Origin of the sequence: Microtetraspora malaysiensis, from assembly GCF_001528665.1 — a bacterium.
Taxonomy (GTDB): Bacteria; Actinomycetota; Actinomycetes; order Streptosporangiales; family Streptosporangiaceae; genus Microtetraspora_A; species Microtetraspora_A malaysiensis.
Map to the genome: position 1 here is coordinate 17,088 of NZ_BBYJ01000021.1, position 17,467 is coordinate 34,554.

A 17,467-nucleotide genomic window follows, 5' to 3' on the forward strand; every position below is an offset into this window, starting at 1 on the left:
TGAGGCGACCCTGACCATGTCTCGGGGGAGGGCATCAGGGGCGGGTAGGGAGTTCTCCGGATGGTCGGGGCGGCTCTTTCGCGAGATTCTCAAAATATGGTCAAGAGGATCTATCCGCTGCTTGCCTGTGCCGGCATCGCGACCGCCGTCGCCGCGGCGGTCGTGGGGCAGATCGACCCGGATCCGTACCTCGATCCACTCAACCTCACGCTGACCGACTACGCGGTGCTCGACCGGAGCGGCGCGACCGAGGTGGCCATGGTCGTCCTGGGCGGCGGCTCGCTCGCGCTGCTCGCCGGGATGCGGGCCGTACGGGCGCCGGTGTCGGGCTGGCCGGAGCGGCTCATGCTCGTGTGGAGCCTCGCGCTGGTGGCCGCCGCGATCATGCCGGCGTCGGCCCTCTCGGAGGGGGCGAGCTGGGCGGCGCAGGTCCACCGGTACGTCTCGGTGGCCGGGCTCGTCAGCCTGCCGGCCGCGATGGCGCAGCTCGTCGGGAGGTTCGCGGCGGACGAACGCTGGCGGGCGGTCGCCCGGCCGGTCGAGTGGCTGACGCTCGCGTCGGGCGTCGGCCTCGCCGCGATGACCTATCTCGCGCTGCCCGGTCACGGCCTGATGATCGGGCTGGCGGAGCGGCTGTTCCTGGCGGTTGAGGTGGCCGTTCTCGGCGTGCTCGCCATACAGCTCGCCCGGCTGGCGTGGAGGGACGCGTTTCTCCACCAGCCGGCCGTCGCCGGAAATGTCGCCCGCCGGGCTGACCAGGTGCTTCACCGGCTTCGCGGTATATAGGCGGTATATAGAAATTGGATCGCTTCACTGCTAGCCTTTCGGTCGATCTTTTAAAGATCGAGAAGAGGGCGCATGTCGGTGAGCAGGTCCATCGGATTCAAGATCACCTTATTACTGGTGATCCCCCTGGTCTCGCTCGTTGCGCTGTGGATCTTCTCCGCCTCGTTGACCGTGGGCGACGCGTTCCGGCTGCTCAACACCAAGACGGTTTACGACAGCCTCGGCGAGCCCGCCAACGTGCTGTCCACCGAGATCGAACGCGAATGGCTCGTCTCGGCCCAATATCTCGCTACGCGGTCCGAGTCCGACAGAGCCGACCTGGCCGCCCAGCGCGCCGTGGTGGACCGGGCGCGCGCCCGGATGCGTGAACTCGTCGCGGAGAGCAACGCGGACACGCTGATCCTGGACGAGGCGAGGAAGCCCTACCAGGACATGAAATCCGCGGCGGCCCGGCTGGACACCGTGCGGATGGAGTTCGACGCCGACCAGCTCGACCTGGTCAACCTGGGCGAGAACTACCAGCCCTTCCCCGACGCCGCGCAGCGCTTCTCCGTGATCGCCGCCATGGGCTCGGTCGCGACGAGCGGCCAGCAGGGGCGCAGCCTCACCTCGATCTCGGGCGCCCAGCACGTGCTGGCCAAGGAGCGGGCGCTCGTGGCCGGCGTTCTCGGGCAGGCCAGGAAGTTCACCGACGCGGAGAAGCTGCGATTCTCCGAGTACGTCACGACCCGCCGGGTGCTCTTCGCCCAGGGCCTGAACGAGCTGGACGACGAGCTGCGCGCCCCCATCGAGGTGCTCGCGAAGTCGGAGGCGTACCGGCAGCTGACGAACCTGGAGGACCGCATCCTCCAGGGCGAGGTCACGGGGCAGGTCTCACCAGTCCTGTGGCGGTCCGTCGTCGACCGGGTGGACAACGCGTACACGAACGCGCTGAGCAAGGCTGGAGCGGTGCACATCGCGCGCACCGAGCCCGAGGCGATGGGCGCCTTCGTGCGGGCCGGGGTGGCCGGCCTGCTGGGCTTCGGCGCGGTCGCCGCCTCGCTGATCATCTCGCTGCGGATGGGACGCGGGCTCACCCGCGAGCTCGTCGGCCTGAAGGAGGCCGCGACCGAGCTGTCCGACGTCCGGCTGCCGCTGCTGGTACGGCGCCTGCGGCGCGGCGAGAAGGTGGGCGACGTCGAGGCCGAGGCGCCTCCGCTGGAGCCGACCGGCAGCACCGCCGAGGTGCGCGACGTGGCCGCCGCGTTCAGCGCCGTGCGGCACACCGCCGTGGACGCCGCGGTGGACCTGGCGCGTACGCGGGAGAGCGTCGGCCAGGCCCTGCGCAACCTCGCCCGCCGCAGCCAGGGGCTGCTGCAGCGCCAGCTCCGCCTGCTGGACGCGATGCAGCGCCGCACCTCGGACGCCGGCACGATGGAGGACCTCTTCCGGCTCGACCACCTGACCACCCGGATGCGCCGCCAGGCGGAGGGCCTGATCGTCCTCGCCGGCGGCTCGCCCGGCCGTACATGGCGCAGGCCGGTGCCCGTGGCGGACATGCTGCAGGGCGCGGTCGCCGAGGTGGAGGACTACACGCGGGTCCGGATCTATCCCATGCCCGAGGCCAGGATCTCCGGCGGCGCGGTGGCCGACATCATCCACCTGTTCGCCGAGCTGATCGAGAACGCGGTGTCCTTCTCGCCGCCGCACACCGAGGTGTCCCTGCGCGGGGAGTCGGTGGCCAGGGGATACGCCGTCGAGGTGGAGGACCGCGGGCTCGGGCTCTCCGCCGAGGAACTTCAGACGATCAACTACCGGCTGGCCAGCCCGCCCGAGCTGGACCTGGCCGACACCGACCGGCTCGGCCTCGTGGTGGTCTCCTGGCTCGCCTCCCGGCACGGCGTGCGCGTGGAGCTGCGTCCCTCGCCGTTCGGCGGGACCACCGCGATCGTGCTGCTGCCGGCGACCCTGCTGGCCGGTTCGGGTGACGACCAGGGTCAGGAGCCCGTACGGCTCGGCATCCCGGAAGGAGCGGGTACGTGACCGATCGCGAGCGCTGGGACGAGGAGCTGGTCGAGGACGGCCCGGTCGTCCGCGCCTACGCCCTCACCAAAGGGCGGGTGGAGCCGACGTCGGCGGCCGCGCTCGACCTGGTCGCCGTGGTCGGTGCGACCGGGGCGACCGTGCCGTTCCACGCGGATCTGGGGCACCAGCATCTGCGGATGCTGAACCTGGTGCGCCGGGCCCGGCCGCTCGCCGACGTGGCGTCGGAGGCGGGGCTGCCGCTGAGCGTGGTCCGGGTGCTGATCGGCGACCTGCTCGACCACGGGCTGGTGCTGGTCCGGCCGCCGGCGCCGGAGTCGTCGCCCATGGAGAGCATCCTGCTTGAGGTGATCAACGGCCTGCGCGCGCTGTAGCGGGCGCAGGACCGGCTCCCCGGCCGGGTGCCGCCGGGGAGTCTCTCGCGCGGACTACTTGCGCTGGGCCGCCGTCAGCGTCTTCAGCGCGTGTTCGACGAGCGTCACGAGGACGACCTTGGCCGAGGCGCGCCGTCGTACGTCACAGAGGAGGACGGGGACGTCGGGGTCGAGGTCGAGCGCCACCCGGACGTCGTCGGGCTCGTGCTTGTCGGCGTCGTCGAAGCAGTTGACCGCGACGATGAACGGCGTGCCCCGCTGCTCGAAGTAGTCGATCGACGGGAAGCAGTCGGTGAGCCGCCGGGTGTCGGCGAGGACGACCGCCCCGAGCGCACCGTAGGACAGCTCGTCCCACATGAACCAGAAGCGCTCCTGTCCGGGCGTGCCGAACAGGTAGACGACGAGACCCTCGCGGATCGTGATCCGGCCGAAGTCCATCGCCACGGTGGTGGTGGTCTTGCCCTCCACCCCGTCGACGTCGTCGACGCCGACCCCGCGGTCCGAGAGGACCTCCTCGGTGCGGAGGGGACGGATCTCGCTGATCGCGCCGACGAGCGTGGTCTTCCCCACGCCGAAGCCGCCGGCGACCAGGATCTTGAGGGCGACGGGCTCCTCAGAGGGCGCGTAGGCCATTGATCACTTCCTTGAGAATGCGCTCGCTGGGCAGCGGCGCCACTTGGGCGGGCGGTCGCACGCTGATCAGCTCATGGTCGTGCAGATCCCCGAGAAGTACGCGGACCACGCCGAGGGGCAGGTCGATCTCGGACGCGATGTCCGCGACGGACATGGGTTCCCTGGCGATCGCGAGAATACGGCGTTGCTCCGGCCCAAGGGGGCCCTCGTCCGCCCGTCGTCCCTCGACGGCGGTGACGATAGAGATGAGGTCGAAGTCGTCACCGGACGAGCGGGTGCGGCCTCCTGTCAGCGCGTACGGCCGGACGATGGGACCGGCATCCTCGTCAAGCCACTGCGGTTCGGTCACGCCTCCTCCTCGGGGGCCCTCGTTATCGGCGGGGGTTGGTCGAGATGTGCTGGCCGACCCGCTTGACGAGCATGGCCATCTCGTACGCGATGTGGCCGACGTCCGCGTCGGAGGCGGCCAGCACGGCGAGGCAGGTGCCCTGCCCCGCGGCGGTCACGAACAGGTACGCCGACTCCATCTCGACGATGGTCTGCCGCACCTCGCCGCCGCCGAAGTGGCGGCCCGCGCCGCGCGCCAGGCTCTGGAAGCCCGCGGCGACGGCGGACAGGTGCTCGGAGTCCTCACGGCTGAGCCCCTGGGAGGCCCCGACGACGAGGCCGTCCGTCGAAAGGATCACCGCCTGGCGGACGGCGGCGACCCTGCTGATGAGATCGTCCAGGAGCCAGTTCAGTTCGCCGGCCGATGTCACTTTGCTGGTCATTCGTCACCCTTCTCGCCATGCGTGTTTCCGGAATTGTCGTCCGCGTCCTCCCGGCCGCGTCGCGCGCCCATCTGGAAGGCCGAGAACGTCGCCCTGGCCTGCTCCGGCGAACGTTCCTCGGGCTCCGGCTGGACGGGCGCCGACAGCGGCTGGGACGTCTCGCGGAGCTGAGGGGCGATGTTGGCCTGCCGTACACGCCGGGGGAGGCCGGCGTGCGAGCCGTCCGCACCGGACCGGCGGCTCGGCAGGCTCGAGTTCTTGGGCCCACCGGGCTGCGCCGGGTCCTTGGCTCGGCTCGGCAGGTTCGTGCCCCTGGTCCGGGTCGGGAGCCCCGGCTCCGAGCCGTTCTGGACGATGCTGAGGTTGCGCACCCGGGTCTCCTCCGGGGCGCCCTCGCGCGTCGCGGCCGGCACGGGGTCGGCGCGCCGCGTCGCCGGCGTGAAGAACGGCGACCGCTCCGCGTCGCCGGGGGTCGGCGTCAGTGTCGGCGTCGGGGCCGGAAGGGGCGAGGAGCCGCCGCTCACGATGTCGGCCGCCGTCATCGCCCCGGTGACCGGAGCCGGCGCCACCGTGCCCGAGATGACGTCGCCGTCCGGCGCCGCCGAGCCGGTGATGGCCTGGGGCGTGCCGTCCTTGGCCACCAGGTCGCGCGGGACGAGGATGATCGCCGTCGTGCCGCCGTACGGCGACGCGCGCAGCACGACGCTGATCCCGTAGCGGGTGGCGAGCCGGCTGACCACGAACAGGCCGAGCCGGTCGCTGTCCGCCAGGTCGAACTCCGGCGGCGTGGCCAGCCGCTCGTTGATGACGCCGTACTCCTCGGGCGACAGACCGAGACCCCGGTCCTCGACCTCGATCACCATGCCGTTCGCCACCAGCTCGCCGCGCACCTGCACCCGGGTCTGCGGCGGCGAGAAGATCGTCGCGTTCTCCAGGAGCTCCGCGATCAGGTGGATGAGGTCGGTGACCGCCGACCCCACCAGCGACGCGTTCGGCATCGGCAGCAGGGTGATGCGGGTGTAGTCCTCCACCTCGGCGATCGCGGCGCGTACGACGTCGACCACGGCGACCGGCTTGCGCCACGCCCGGCCCGGCGTCGCGCCGGAGAGGATGATCAGGCCCTCGGCGTGCCGGCGCATGCGCGTGGTGAGGTGGTCGAGCCGGAACAGGTCCTCCAGGCTCTCCGGGTCGCTGGCCCGCCGCTGCATCGAGTCCAGCATCGTGAGCTGGCGGTGCAGCAGGCTCTGCTTGCGCCGGGCCAGGTTGAGGAAGACCTGGTTGACGCCACGCCGGAGTGCGGCCTGGCCGACCGCCGCCTCGACCGCGGTGCGCTGCACCGAGCTGAAGGCGTGCGCCAGGTCCTCGACCTCGCTGGAGCCGTGCGCCTGGATCGGCGGCACCTCGGCCTCGACGTCGACGTCCTCGCCCTTGCGCAGCCGCTCGACCACGTTCGGCAGGCGGACGTCGGCGAGTTCCAGGGCGGCGTGCTGCAGCCCGGCGAGATCACGCGCCAGGCGGCGGCCGAACCTGACCGAGAAGATGATGGTCGCGATCACCGCGATCAGGCCGACGCCGCCGGCGACCGCGATGCGGATCATGATGGTGCCGGCGACCGAGGTGGACCGCTCGTTCAGCGCGGCGGACGCCTCGATCCGCGCCTTGTCCAGCGCGCTGAACAGCGCGTTCGTGGTGCTCTTCCACTGCCGGGCGTCGGTCGGGAGCGGGCCGCCGGAGCGCACCTGGTCCACGATCCGGTCCTCGAGCCCGCTGAACTTGCTGAACAGCTCGGAGGTGAGCACCTTCTCGTACGGCTCGCGCATGCCGTCCCGCAGGACGGGGCGGTTCGTCTGGTACAGGAAGCGGCGGGTCGCCACCCACTCGCTGAAGGCGTTGTGCTCCTGCTGGCTCATCTGGCCCCGTGAGAGCGCGCCGCGGATCAGGGCGTCCTCTCGCGCGGTCATCTCGTGTGCGAGACCCATGGCCTGCATCGCCTGGCCCTGCTCGTGGACGCCGAGGTCGGGGAGGGAGACGAGCCGCGAGTAGACGTCGAACAGGTCGTCCATCAGCTCGTTGTACGCGGTGAGCGCGTCGAGGCGGGTGTACTTGCCGAGCGCCACGGACTCGCGGATGGAAGTGAGCCGGCCGAGGCCCTTGACCAGCGTGTCGACGGGGGCGACCACGTCCTCGCCCATCGACGCGCGGGCGTCGTCGCTCTTGGCGGCCTTGGTGAACTTGTCCACCGAGGCGTTGGTTTTCTCCTGCTGGATGCTCAGTGCGGTGGACGTGGTCTGCCCGGAGCTCAGCGTGTCGGCGGCGAGGGCACGCTCGGCCTGGACCTGGAGGCCGAGGTCGGTGGAGGCCACGCCGATCGAGTCGTACAGCGCGCCGGCCCGCACGAGGGCCAGGCCGTCGCCGACGGTGAGATTGAGGACAAACCCCCACAAAGCACTCAGTGTGAGCAGTGGTAGGAGCAGCAATAAGAAGATCTTGAACCGAATCGACCGGTTTCTCGAACCCATGGCCACTCCTGCAGTGCGTGGAGGTCGCGCCGCATTTATGGGGAAATGCACCTCCGGAAGATCGCACAGGAGACTAGCACCGATACAGTTCCGGCGCATTGGAGGGACCTGATGAATACTGTCATTACCGGGGCAAGCGACGGAATTGGTGCGGCGGCCGCGCTGCAGCTCGCGCGCATGGGGCACCGCCTCGTCCTCGTGGGCCGGACCGCGTCCAAACTGGCGGCGGTCGCGGATCAGATTGCCGAGGTCGCGGGCGACCGGCCGGCCACATTGACCGCGGACTTCACCTCGTTCGACGACGTCCGGCGGCTGGCCGGTCAGCTTTTGGAGCGCTCCGAGAGCATCGACGTCCTGGTCAACAACGCCGGAGTGATGTCGACGGAGCGGCGGCGCACGGCGGACGGGCACGAGCTGATGATCCAGGTGAACCACCTGTCGCCGTTCTTGCTGACGAACCTGCTGCTGGACCGGATCAGGGAGTCCTCCGGCCGGGTGGTCACCACCTGTTCGCGCGCCGCGAAGACCGGGCGTCTCGACCCCGCCGACCTCTCGCGGGAGCGCCGCCGGTGGAGCGGATGGCTCCAGTACGGCGACTCCAAGCAGGCGAACGCCCTTTTCACGGTCTCGCTCGCCGAGCGGGGGATCGCGGCCACCTGCGCGCACCCCGGTGTCATCCGCACCGGGTTCGCGCCGGGGACCTTCTTCATGAAGTTGGTGCTCCATGTGCCGGGGGTGGGGGAGCCGGTCGAGGCGGGGGCCGCCAGGCTCGTCCATCTCGCCGCCCATCAGGACGGTGTGGATCACCCGGGCCGGTACTTCGCCGGGAACGCGCCCGTGGAGGCGCCCCGCCAGATGTCCGATCCAGCGTTGGCCGCCGACCTCTGGACCGCCAGCCTCGCCGCCGCCGGCCTCCCCGCGTCCTGACCGCCCGCCCCGGGTTGGTGGGGGACGGCCCTTCCCGTGGGCCGGCCGCGTCCGCGCCGCCGGACCCTCCGGGACGGCCGCACCGTGGTCCGCGTCGTGAACATCCCTCGGGACGGGGCCATGACGGCGGCGAAGGCCGCGACCGGACCGGGTGCGGAGGATCGGTCGGCGGCGAAATCCGGCGCGAGGGGCGGTCGCATGGGTCCCGGGGGCGGTGCCCCCGGGAAGCGGCGATCGGCCGGCCGGGCGCTCCCGGCGGTGTGCTTCCGGCACGTCGGGTGGCGCGCGGACGGTTCACCGGGGCGCGGCCCGGTCGCGCGGCGACACGCGACAGACATGCGGGGGACGCGCGGCGGGCGACACGACGGCGACGGGCACACGTACGGAGCCGGACCCCGGTGCGCGGGTGGCCTACAGAGGGCGATGTAATAGCGAGCGGCGACGTCGTGGTTCGCATTCACGGAATCCCGGCCGAATGGGAAAGTCGCTTTTTCGGCATGCGTTCCTGAAAACGCAGTCGAGTACGTCCGGTGAAATCGCCGGAAATAGTGCACCGATGAGTCAAGAATTTTCGGAACATGACGTTCACGTCTCGATTTCCGGCCAGGTGTTGCGGCATCGGAACGTTTCGCGCAAGGTGTTCGTTGTCCGGGTCGACGGCACGTCGGCGCGGATGGCGAACGTCGTCCGGGCGACCGTCAGGGGAGTATCGCCCATGATGACGTAGCGCACGTGATCGGGGTAACGTGCGCGTTCGCGGTGAAGTGAAAGACGACGGGGTGAAGCAGTGGTCGGCAAGCAGGGCAGGGTGACGGGCAAGATAGGTCCGGGCCTTGTTGGTGAAGTGATGGTGCCGATCCGCGGGGGCGTCGAGGCGTTCTACGCGCATCCGAGCCTTCCGGAGGAAGAGATCCCGGTCGGGTCGCTCGTCGTCATTGTCGAGTATTCGCCGCCGCGTACGGTCTACGTCACGCGCGCGATCGCCTGACCCCCTGTCCCCCCGGAAGTGGAGGCGTAGATGTCCAGCACGGAATTCCTAGTTATCGGCGGCGCGATCGTCGTCGCTCTCATCGTCATCATCCTGTTGTTCAAGGCCGTCTGGCGGGTCGCGGAGCCCAACGAGGCATTGATCATTTCCGGCCTCGGCGCCCACACGAAGAACGAACTCGCCGACAGTCTCGGGTTCAAGATCATCACTGGTAAGGGAACCGCCGTGCTGCCGGGGTTCCAGACGGCCCGCCGGCTGCGCCTCGACAGCCGGGCGACCAATCTCCAGGTGTCCTGTGTGACCCAGCAGGGCATCCCCGTCCAGGTGCGCGGCGTGGTGATCTACAAGGTCGGTGACGACTTCACCAGCATCGCCAACGCCGCCCGGCGCTTCCTCGACCAGCAGGACTCGATGAACGGCGCGATCCACGAGCTGTTCACCGGCCACCTGCGCTCGATCACCGGCAACCTGACCGTCGAGGACCTCATCCTCAACCGCGAGCGGCTCACCAGCGAGACGCGCAGTTCGGCCGCCGACGAGATGAGCAAGCTGGGCCTGGTCGTCGACTCGCTGCAGATCCAGGAGATCGACGACGAGACCGGCTACATCGTCAACCTGGGCAAGCCGCACGCCGCCAAGATCGCCGCGTCGGCCCGCATCGCGGAGGCGCAGCGCGACCAGGAGGCCACCGAGGCCGAGCAGGTGGCCGCCGCGAGGAAGGCCGCCGCGATCCGCGAGTCCCAGATCCAGCAGGCCGGTTACCAGGCCGAGGTGGACCAGGCCGCCGCGAAGGCCCGGCAGGCCGGCCCCCTTTCGGAGGCCACCGCCCGCCAGGAGGTCGTCGTCCAGGAGACCCGGGCGGCCGAGCTTGAGGCCCAGCTCTCCGAGCAGCGGCTCCAGTCCCAGGTGCGCAAGCCCGCCGACGCCAAGGCGTACGAGACCGTGACGCTGTCGCAGGCCGAGCGTGATGCCCGCATCGCGCAGGCCGAGGCCGAGGCGCGCGAGACGGAGCTCCGCGCCGCCGCCCAGGCGTCCCAGGTCAAGCAGGCCGCGGCGGCCGACGCCGAGTCCGTGCGAGTCCGTGGAGAGGCCACGGCGGCGGCGACCAAGGCGACCGGTGTCGCCGAGGCCGACGCGGCCAAGGCCAAGGGTCTGGCCCAGGCTGAGGCGGCCAAGGCGAAGGGTCTGGCCGAGGCCGAGGCGATCCGCGCCAGGTCCGAGGCGCTGGCCGAGAACCAGGAGGCCGTCATCGCCCAGCAGCTCGCCGAGAACTGGCCGCAGATCGTCGAGGCCGGGGCCAAGGCGTTCGGCAACGTGGACCACATGGTCGTGCTGAACGGCGCCCAGGGCATCGAGGAGATGCTCGCCAAGGCCCTCACGCTCGGCGGCACCGGCCTGGGTCTGGCCCGCACCCTGCTCTCCGGCGGCACGCCGGCCGGTCTCAACGGCTCGGAGCCCGATTCCAAGAAGGCCGTCGACTCCTGACGGCACGCGTTCACTGAAGGTGCGCGTCCGTCCCCGCCACCAGCGCGGGGACGGACGTCGCTTCAGCCGGAAAGGCCGCCGGTGTCGACCAGTGTGTCGAATGGACGCTTCATGCTCCGCGCGTCGCGGCCCAAGGCGGCGGCGATCTTGCCGGGCTTGGTCACGCCTTGGGCGATCTGCCGGAGCACCCCCTGATAGAGCGCTCGGTGAGTGATCCGCGGATCCTCCCGCAGCAGTAGATCCTGCTCTTGGAAGAGCATGGACGCGGGGTTCAGCACGGTCGCCGGCACCCATTCGTCCAGATCGCCTGGAGCGTGGAATCCCGAGCTGGGGTGAACGGATTCGGACAGCATCCGATAGCCGGGGACTCCCCCCACGATGGCAGGCAACCGCAGGGCCGTCGGGCGATGTGTGGCGTTCCAGTACCGGGCCGCGATGCGGTGGTCGAAGGGCCGGATGAGGCCGACGCCGAGTCCGTGCGGTTCGGCGGAAGAGGCCACGCCTGCGGCACCCCGGCGGGACTCAACGGCTCCGAGCCCAAGAACACCGTCGACACCGCCTACCTGACACGGGCGGCGCGTGCCCGCCGTCCGGGCGGGCACGCGCCCCATCGCGTACGGCCATCCGCCGGTTTCGCGGGTGGTCAATGCCAGTAGTCGCCGGGAAGCCGCACCCACATGTCCGGAGTGCCGGTGAACGCTCGGGCGTCGGGTAGCCGCAGGCCGGCTCTCGCGCAGCAGTAGGCGACGGCGTGCCCCTGGTAGAGAAACGTCGTGAGGATCTCCAGGGCCGACATGCCGGAGTCCACGCTTCCACCGCCGGGGTGGGCGTCCCAGTCCTCGGTCACGCCGTCGCGGAAGGCGCCTCCCTGGTTGCCGCTCTTGGGGTTGGCGAACATGGAATAGCAGACAGTGCCCGTGGACAGCCGCTCACCGACACCGGGGGTGGACAGGGCGTAGTCGCACATCTGGCTCAGTACGCAGCCGCCGGGAACGTCGGTGATCCCGGCGAGGGCCAGCGACGCGTCCATGTCCGCGAAGGGATCTTCCATGATCTCCTCGACCTCGGCCTCGTTGGCGGGCACGGCCGCGAGGCGGCGCGCCGCCTCAGCCGCGTCGATCCCGGCCACGCAGGCCAGGCTCATGCCGTCGTCGTCCCAGCTTCCCAGGCTCGTGATCAGCCGCCGGGCCTCGGCCACCGCAGCGGTCTCCTCGGCGGACAGGCCGACACCGCCCGGCGGTGTGCCGAACAGGCCGGGGTGGCGGGTGACCAGGCTGAGCCGTCCGGGGGACCAGCCGGACATCATGGGCCGCCACGGGTCGGCCCCGGCCGAGACGAGGGCACGAGCGTTGTCCGGACGGTTCTCGAAGACGGCGTCCCATAGCGCCGTGCGGCCGTCGGACTCGGCGTCGACGTCGGTGACCCGCCGGGCCAGCTCAACCACCACCTCGGGCGAGCCCTCCCTTGCCGCCGTCTGCAGCGCCGACTCCCAGACGTGAGGGCCGGAGTCGGGGTCCGCCCCGGCGTCGAGCCGGGCGCGGATCACGTCGAGCTTCGTCCAGTCCTGACAGTCGATGCCGGACCATCCGGACGATGAAAGGTCCATGACACTCCTCGGGGGAACGTGACGATCATGTCCCGCCCGATCATGGCGTACGAGTCCGACAGAACCCGGCTGCCTTGATGGCCCGGTCGTACGTTGTGCGGTCGGGTCGGCGGGCGCCGACCTGATCGGACGCGCCCGAAGATCCTTTGGTTCGGTGAGAAATGACGGCCTCGCTCCGCGCATAGCGAGGATGTCCGCACGCAACGTGCTGGCCAACCACCGCCGCGGCGAGGTCCGTCGTCAGGCACGCAGCGTCGAGCTCGACGCCGAGATGGGGGCTTCGGGGAACTGCGCAGGCAGGACACTCCGGTCGGCGACGACTGGATCGTCTGGGAGGCGGAAGAAGAGAAGGGCGTTCCAGGGAAGGTCATCCTGCTCGTCACCGACAAGCGCTACGACAGGAACCCGGTCTACGGCGGGCCACGCGACAACGTCATCCACGATTGAGTCGCGGCCCTTCGCAGTGGTGGACGCCGAGGTGAGGGAGCGGGGGCGGGTGTAGGCCGGGGCCGGCTCAGTGGGCCTCGGAGCCGGTTCCGGGGCCGGCGCCGGTCGTGGCGCGGACACGGGGCATGAGCAGCACCGCGCCCACGATGAGCACGGCCACGACGAGCGCCGTGAGGAAGGCGTTGTGGACGGCGTCGTTGAGCGCTCCGCGGACGAAGGTGGTCACGGCCGAACTCACGCCGCCCGCGCCCTGCCCGGTCAGCACGTCACTCGTGGCGTCGACGCTCTTCGGCAGGTGGTCACCGCCGACCGAGGCCGGAGGGTGGGCGAAGCGGTCCGACAGCGTCGCGTTGGAGACCGCGCCCAGGACGGCGGCCCCGACGGTGCTGCCGATGGAGCGGAAGAACATGTTGGTCGCCGTGACCACACCGCGGCGCTCCCACCCGACGACGGACTGCACGGCGACCATCGTCGGGCTCGATATGAGCCCCAGGCCGACGCCGACGATCAGGCACGCGGTCGCGACCTGCCAGATGTGTGATTCCTGGCCGAGCACGGCGCACAGTACGGCCCCGGCCACGGTGATGGTGCCGCCGATCAGCGCGGTGTCGCGGAAGCCGATGCGCATGTAGACGCGGCCGGAGAGCGCCGCGGCGAGGGGCCAGCCGATGCTGAGCGCGGCCAGGGTGAAACCCGCCACCAGGGCGCCGGTGCCGAGCACGCCCTGCGCGTACGTGGGCACATAGGAGCTCAGGCCGATGGTGAGTGTGCCGATCCCCAGCGCGGCGAGGTTGGCGCCGGTCAGCACACGGTGGCGGAACACCCACAGCGGCAGGATGGGCTCGACCGCCCGGCGTTCCACGAACACGAACGCGATCAGCATGGCGGCGCCGCCCGCGAAGATGGCCAGGCTGACCGGCGACCCCCAGCTCCAGGCGACCCCTCCTTCGAGCAGGCCCAGGATGAGCAGGGAGGAGCCGGCGGTGAGCAGCACGGCGCCCAGGTAGTCGATCCGGTGTGAGCCGCGGGCCACCTTCTCCTTGAACCGCCGGGCCAGCGTCCAGGCGGCCACGGCCCCGAGCGGCAGGTTGATGAAGAAGATCCACCGCCAGGACACGTACTCGGAGAAGACGCCGCCCAGCGTCGGTCCGACGACGGCCGACACGCCCCAGACGCTGGCGAGGTAGCCCTGCACCCGGGCACGTTCCTCCACCGAGTACAGGTCTCCGACCATGGTGATGCTGATCGGCTGGACGGCCCCGGCGCCGATGCCCTGGATCGCACGGAAGAGGATGAGCGCCGGCATGCTCCAGGCGACGCCGCACAGCACGGAACCGAGGAGGAAGGCGGCGATGCCGAAGAACATCACCGGCTTGCGCCCGAAGACGTCGGCGAGCTTGCCGTAGATGGGCACGGTCACGGCCTGCGTGAGCAGGTAGATCGAGAACAGCCACGGAAACTGCGAGAACCCGCCGAGGTCGCCGACGACGGACGGCACCGCGGTCGCGATGATCGTGCTGTCCAGGGCCACGAGACCGGTGCACAGCATGATGGCGGCGAGCACCGGGCCACGCTCGGACCTGAACCCGATGCCGTCCTGTTTCTCGCCTGTCTTCGTGCTCACGTGGCCAAGCTCCCCTGGGCATGCCGCCATTACGGGAGTGGCCAACCGTTGGCCACTCCCGTACATTCCGAGCTAGATCAGGACGTGCTGCTCCGGGTTGCCGGCGAAGCAGAACTGGGCGTTGCGGGTGAGCTTGTAGTCCGGCGCCTGCCAGGTGTGCGCGGTGGCGTCGGACCCGCGCATGTAGACGAAGTTGAAGCGGTCCGCGGAGTAGATGCGGATGCCCTCCTCCTTGCAGCGCCGGACGAGCCGGGTGTCCTCGCCCGCGTTGACCGGCTCGAACATTATCGACCGGAGCATGTCGGCCTTGGCGACGATCGTGGCGCCCTGGATCAGGTGGGCGTAACGGTTCTCCAGGCCGGGCAGGCGGAACACGGTGACGTTCTGGTCGGGGAAGTAGGTGTAGTGCGCGCCCTTGCCCACCATCTCGGCGTCCGCGTAGTCGAACGCCCGCAGCAGGTCGGACAGGTAGTGCTCGCCGTAGATGTTGTCGTCGTCCATCTTGGCGATCAGCTCGCCGTCCGCGTGCGCGATGCCGTGGTTGAGCACCTCGCCGAGCGTCCACGCCGGGTCGGCGGTCAGCACCTTCACGCCGGGGATGCCCGCGGCGAGGGCCTTGTCGCGGACCACGCCGGGGTCCTCGGAGAGGCCGTGCAGCACGAGGATCAGCTCGATGTTGCGGTGCCGTTGCCGGGCGACCTGCGCGATGGCGTGTTCGAGCTGTCCGGCCCGGTTGGTGGGCAGCACCACCGAGACCGAACGCGACCGGGGCGCCACGGGGCGGCCGAGGTCGGTGAGGATCTGGTCGACCCGGTGCGAGAAGAGGTGCTTGTCGAACACCTCACGCATCGCCAGGTGCGCCTGCCGGGCGCGCAGCTCGGGGCTGTTGATGAAGTACAGCGCCCGGTTGTACGCCTCCTCCTGCGAGTGGGCGATCGGGATCAACGAGCCGAACGTCTCCTCGATGGCCCGCGACCAGCCGGAGAGCACGGTGGTCGCGCAGGCCGACAGCTCGAAGACGCGCCGTGCGCACATCGTCGGCGAGTCGATCACCGAGTTCACGTTCAGGAAGACCTTGTACATCTTGTACGCGGCCAGCATCTGCTCGTACGGCAGCTCGCCCACGATGTGGGGGCGGTACTCCGCCGGCCAGGCGTACTTGTCGTCCACGGTGCCGTTGCGGGCGAAGATGTGCAGGCCCAGCTCGCGCGCGGGGGCGAGCAGCGTCTCCATCTGCTCGCGCCGCTCGGGGTGCTTGTCGCGGAAGTACATGCCGCCGAAGACGATGTCGTACGGCCGGCCCTGCTTGGTCTGGATGGGGTTGTGGATGCGCGGCTGGGCGGCGAACTGCAGCACGCCTACCCGATCATGCCCCAAGATTTCCTGATATTTCGGGATCATGTCGCCGTCGCACGTGTACACGTAGTCGAACAGCCTGGCCGTGTCGATGAAGAAGTCGAAGTTCGGCGGGTCCTCCTTGTTCCAGAAGACCGTGGGGATGCCCTCCGACTTACACCAGGCGATGAGGTCGCGCAGTTCCTGCTTCGGAGCGTTCGTCCCGGTCATCTGGTAGCGCCAGCGGCCCTGGTTGCCGTGCCAGGCCGACTCGCAGAACAGCACGTCCGGACGGTTCTCGGCGAAGATCTCCGGCCAGTCCGCCAGCCCGAACTCGATCTGGTCCCACTCGTACTTGAACGCGAGCCGGGAGAAGTCGTCCAGGATGACGGCAACCTTGAGGTCGGGGCGCACCACCGGTCCGTCCGGCCACTGCAACGTGGGGATCTTGACCTCGGGGCCCTTGGTCTCGGCCAGCTCGACGGCCTCGGTCACGGGAATCGGCGCCTTGGGGCTCTTCCCGGCCTTCATGGCCTTGCTCAGGTCGCGCGGCAGCCGGGCGAACTTCGTCGGCTTCGTGGCGCCGGTCAACGCCTGCGCGACCCGGTACGGCCGCTGCGTCTGGGTGGCCTTGAGCTTCCAGATGGCGTAGTCGGCCCGCGCCTCCTGGATGGCGACCTTCTTCTCCAGCTCGCGGATCCGCTGCTCGTAGCGCTCGACGACCTTGCGCTCCTCCGGCAGCCAGTTCACCGGGCCAAGGCGCTGGAATTTCGGCTCATCTGAAGGATTCTGGTCGGACATTACGGCCTCCTGCTCTAGCTGACGCGTCCCTTGGCGGCGGGGGAGAGGTTGTCGCCGCGCAGCCAGGCGGCGATGACGCGGGCGATCCTGGGCCCGGCCGCGCCGTCCCACAGCGGCGGAAGCTCCCCGCTCGGGGTGCTGGAGCCGTCGGCGAGGGCCTTGTCGGCGGCGGCGGGCAGCCCCGCCGGGGTGACCAGGCGGTTGGTGCCGTGCGTGACGGTGACCGGCCGCTCGGTGTTCGGCCGTACGGTCAGGCAAGGGACGCCCAGCATGGTGGTCTCCTCCTGCACGCCGCCCGAGTCGGTCACGACGAGCGCGGCGCCGCGCACCAGTGAGAGGAAGTCCACATAGCCCAGCGGATCGACGATTGAGAGGTTCTCCCGGTTCACCAGCCCGGCGTCGGCCAGCCGCTGCCGGCCGCGCGGGTGCAGCGGCACCACGACCGGGACCCGCTCGGCGACCGCGAGCACCGCGTCGACCAGCTCACGCGCCGACTCCGGGTCGTCGACGTTCGCCGGGCGGTGCAGCGTCGCCACCGCGTACCTGCCGGACACGCCGAGCCGTGCCTGCACCGGCGCCGGGTCGAGCTTGGGCAGCGCGGAGAAGAGACTGTCGATCATCGGGTTGCCGACGAGGTGCACCCGCTCGGGGTCGACGCCCTCGCGGGCGAGGTGCGAGAGGGCTTCCGGTGAGGTGGCGAACAGGATGTCGCTCAGCGCGTCGGTGACGACGCGGTTCACCTCCTCGGGCATCTCCCGGTCGAAGGAGCGCAGGCCCGCCTCCACGTGCGCGGTCGGCACGTGCAGCTTGGCGCAGACGAGGATCGCGGCCAGCGTCGAGTTCACGTCGCCGTACACGACGACGAGCGAGGGGTGGTGTTCGAGCACCACGTCTTCGAGGCCGGTCAGCAGCGCGGCCGTCTGCCGCGCGTGCGACCCGGAGCCGACGCCCAGGTTGGCGATCGGCTCGGGCAGGCCGAGGTCGGCGAAGAACACGTCCGACATCAGCGCGTCGTAGTGCTGCCCGGTGTGAACGATGCCCTGCCGTACGCCGAGCTCGTCCAGCGCCCGGACGACCGGGGCGGCCTTGACGAAGTTGGGCCGGGCACCCAACACGTGCAGGACGAGGGGGTTGTCCCTCATTGACCTCG

General features: G+C 70.3%; 16 protein-coding genes. 6 read left to right on the forward strand and 10 right to left on the reverse strand.

What is annotated here, in order from left to right:
* The first annotated feature begins 96 nt into the window (after window positions 1-96).
* The 3 genes from AWQ71_RS26340 (at window position 97) to AWQ71_RS26350 (ending at window position 3,182) form a co-directional block, all read left to right on the forward strand.
* Window positions 97-786, forward strand: a complete 690-nt coding sequence (locus AWQ71_RS26340; RefSeq protein WP_067137758.1) for a DUF998 domain-containing protein — start codon at window positions 97-99, stop codon at window positions 784-786.
* A 78-nt stretch (window positions 787-864) separates the two neighbouring features.
* A complete protein-coding gene (locus AWQ71_RS26345) occupies window positions 865-2,808 on the forward strand; it encodes a sensor histidine kinase (RefSeq protein WP_169806631.1) in 1,944 nt (647 codons plus the stop codon).
* On the forward strand, window positions 2,805-3,182 hold the full coding sequence (locus AWQ71_RS26350) for a DUF742 domain-containing protein (protein WP_067137762.1): 378 nt from the start codon (window positions 2,805-2,807) through the stop codon (window positions 3,180-3,182). The genes AWQ71_RS26345 and AWQ71_RS26350 overlap by 4 nt, the downstream gene beginning before the upstream one ends.
* Window positions 3,183-3,236: 54 nt before the next feature.
* Here the strand turns inward: AWQ71_RS26350 and AWQ71_RS26355 are convergent, their stop codons facing one another.
* From AWQ71_RS26355 to AWQ71_RS26370, 4 genes are read right to left on the reverse strand one after another with little or no spacing between them, the layout of a single operon-like run.
* Complete coding sequence (locus AWQ71_RS26355) at window positions 3,237-3,815, reverse strand: GTP-binding protein (RefSeq protein ID WP_067137764.1); 579 nt, start codon at window positions 3,813-3,815, stop codon at window positions 3,237-3,239.
* Window positions 3,796-4,164, reverse strand: a complete 369-nt coding sequence (locus tag AWQ71_RS26360; protein ID WP_067137766.1) for a DUF742 domain-containing protein — start codon at window positions 4,162-4,164, stop codon at window positions 3,796-3,798. The genes AWQ71_RS26355 and AWQ71_RS26360 overlap by 20 nt, the downstream gene beginning before the upstream one ends.
* 22 nt (window positions 4,165-4,186) lie before the next feature.
* Window positions 4,187-4,585: a roadblock/LC7 domain-containing protein gene (locus AWQ71_RS26365; protein ID WP_067137768.1), complete on the reverse strand. Its 399-nt coding sequence runs from the start codon at window positions 4,583-4,585 to the stop codon at window positions 4,187-4,189.
* Window positions 4,582-7,029: a sensor histidine kinase gene (locus AWQ71_RS26370; protein ID WP_067137770.1), complete on the reverse strand. Its 2,448-nt coding sequence runs from the start codon at window positions 7,027-7,029 to the stop codon at window positions 4,582-4,584. The genes AWQ71_RS26365 and AWQ71_RS26370 overlap by 4 nt, the downstream gene beginning before the upstream one ends.
* 186 nt (window positions 7,030-7,215) lie before the next feature.
* Here AWQ71_RS26370 and AWQ71_RS26375 point away from each other — a divergent pair, with 186 nt between their 5' ends.
* The gene (locus AWQ71_RS26375) at window positions 7,216-8,031 is read left to right on the forward strand and encodes an SDR family NAD(P)-dependent oxidoreductase (protein WP_067137772.1); all 816 of its coding nucleotides are present in this window, start codon (window positions 7,216-7,218) and stop codon (window positions 8,029-8,031) included.
* A gap of 585 nt (window positions 8,032-8,616) precedes the next feature.
* On the opposite strand, the gene AWQ71_RS41965 is transcribed toward AWQ71_RS26375, so the two are convergent.
* On the reverse strand, window positions 8,617-8,763 hold the full coding sequence (locus AWQ71_RS41965) for a hypothetical protein (protein WP_157570584.1): 147 nt from the start codon (window positions 8,761-8,763) through the stop codon (window positions 8,617-8,619).
* A 55-nt stretch (window positions 8,764-8,818) separates the two neighbouring features.
* On the opposite strand from AWQ71_RS41965, the gene AWQ71_RS26380 reads away from it, so the two are divergent.
* Together AWQ71_RS26380 and AWQ71_RS26385 are read left to right on the forward strand one after the other, a co-directional pair.
* Complete coding sequence (locus AWQ71_RS26380; RefSeq protein WP_066934616.1) at window positions 8,819-9,019, forward strand: NfeD C-terminal domain-containing protein; 201 nt, start codon at window positions 8,819-8,821, stop codon at window positions 9,017-9,019.
* Window positions 9,020-9,049: 30 nt separating this feature from the next.
* Window positions 9,050-10,504, forward strand: a complete 1,455-nt coding sequence (locus tag AWQ71_RS26385; RefSeq protein ID WP_067137774.1) for a flotillin family protein — start codon at window positions 9,050-9,052, stop codon at window positions 10,502-10,504.
* Between the two features lie 62 nt (window positions 10,505-10,566).
* Here the strand turns inward: AWQ71_RS26385 and AWQ71_RS26390 are convergent, their stop codons facing one another.
* The 5 genes from AWQ71_RS26390 to wecB form a co-directional block, all read right to left on the reverse strand.
* Entirely contained in the window at window positions 10,567-11,004 is a 438-nt protein-coding gene (locus tag AWQ71_RS26390) for an ATP-binding protein (protein WP_067137776.1), read from the reverse strand.
* Between the two features lie 143 nt (window positions 11,005-11,147).
* On the reverse strand, window positions 11,148-12,110 hold the full coding sequence (locus AWQ71_RS26395; RefSeq protein ID WP_067137778.1) for an ankyrin repeat domain-containing protein: 963 nt from the start codon (window positions 12,108-12,110) through the stop codon (window positions 11,148-11,150).
* A gap of 514 nt (window positions 12,111-12,624) precedes the next feature.
* Window positions 12,625-14,181: an MDR family MFS transporter gene (locus tag AWQ71_RS26400; RefSeq protein ID WP_218001973.1), complete on the reverse strand. Its 1,557-nt coding sequence runs from the start codon at window positions 14,179-14,181 to the stop codon at window positions 12,625-12,627.
* 72 nt (window positions 14,182-14,253) lie between these two features.
* On the reverse strand, window positions 14,254-16,266 hold the full coding sequence (locus AWQ71_RS26405) for a glycosyltransferase family protein (RefSeq protein WP_245658472.1): 2,013 nt from the start codon (window positions 16,264-16,266) through the stop codon (window positions 14,254-14,256).
* Between the two features lie 65 nt (window positions 16,267-16,331).
* Window positions 16,332-17,459: a non-hydrolyzing UDP-N-acetylglucosamine 2-epimerase gene (gene wecB / locus AWQ71_RS26410; RefSeq protein ID WP_067137782.1), complete on the reverse strand. Its 1,128-nt coding sequence runs from the start codon at window positions 17,457-17,459 to the stop codon at window positions 16,332-16,334.
* Window positions 17,460-17,467: the final 8 nt, after the last annotated feature.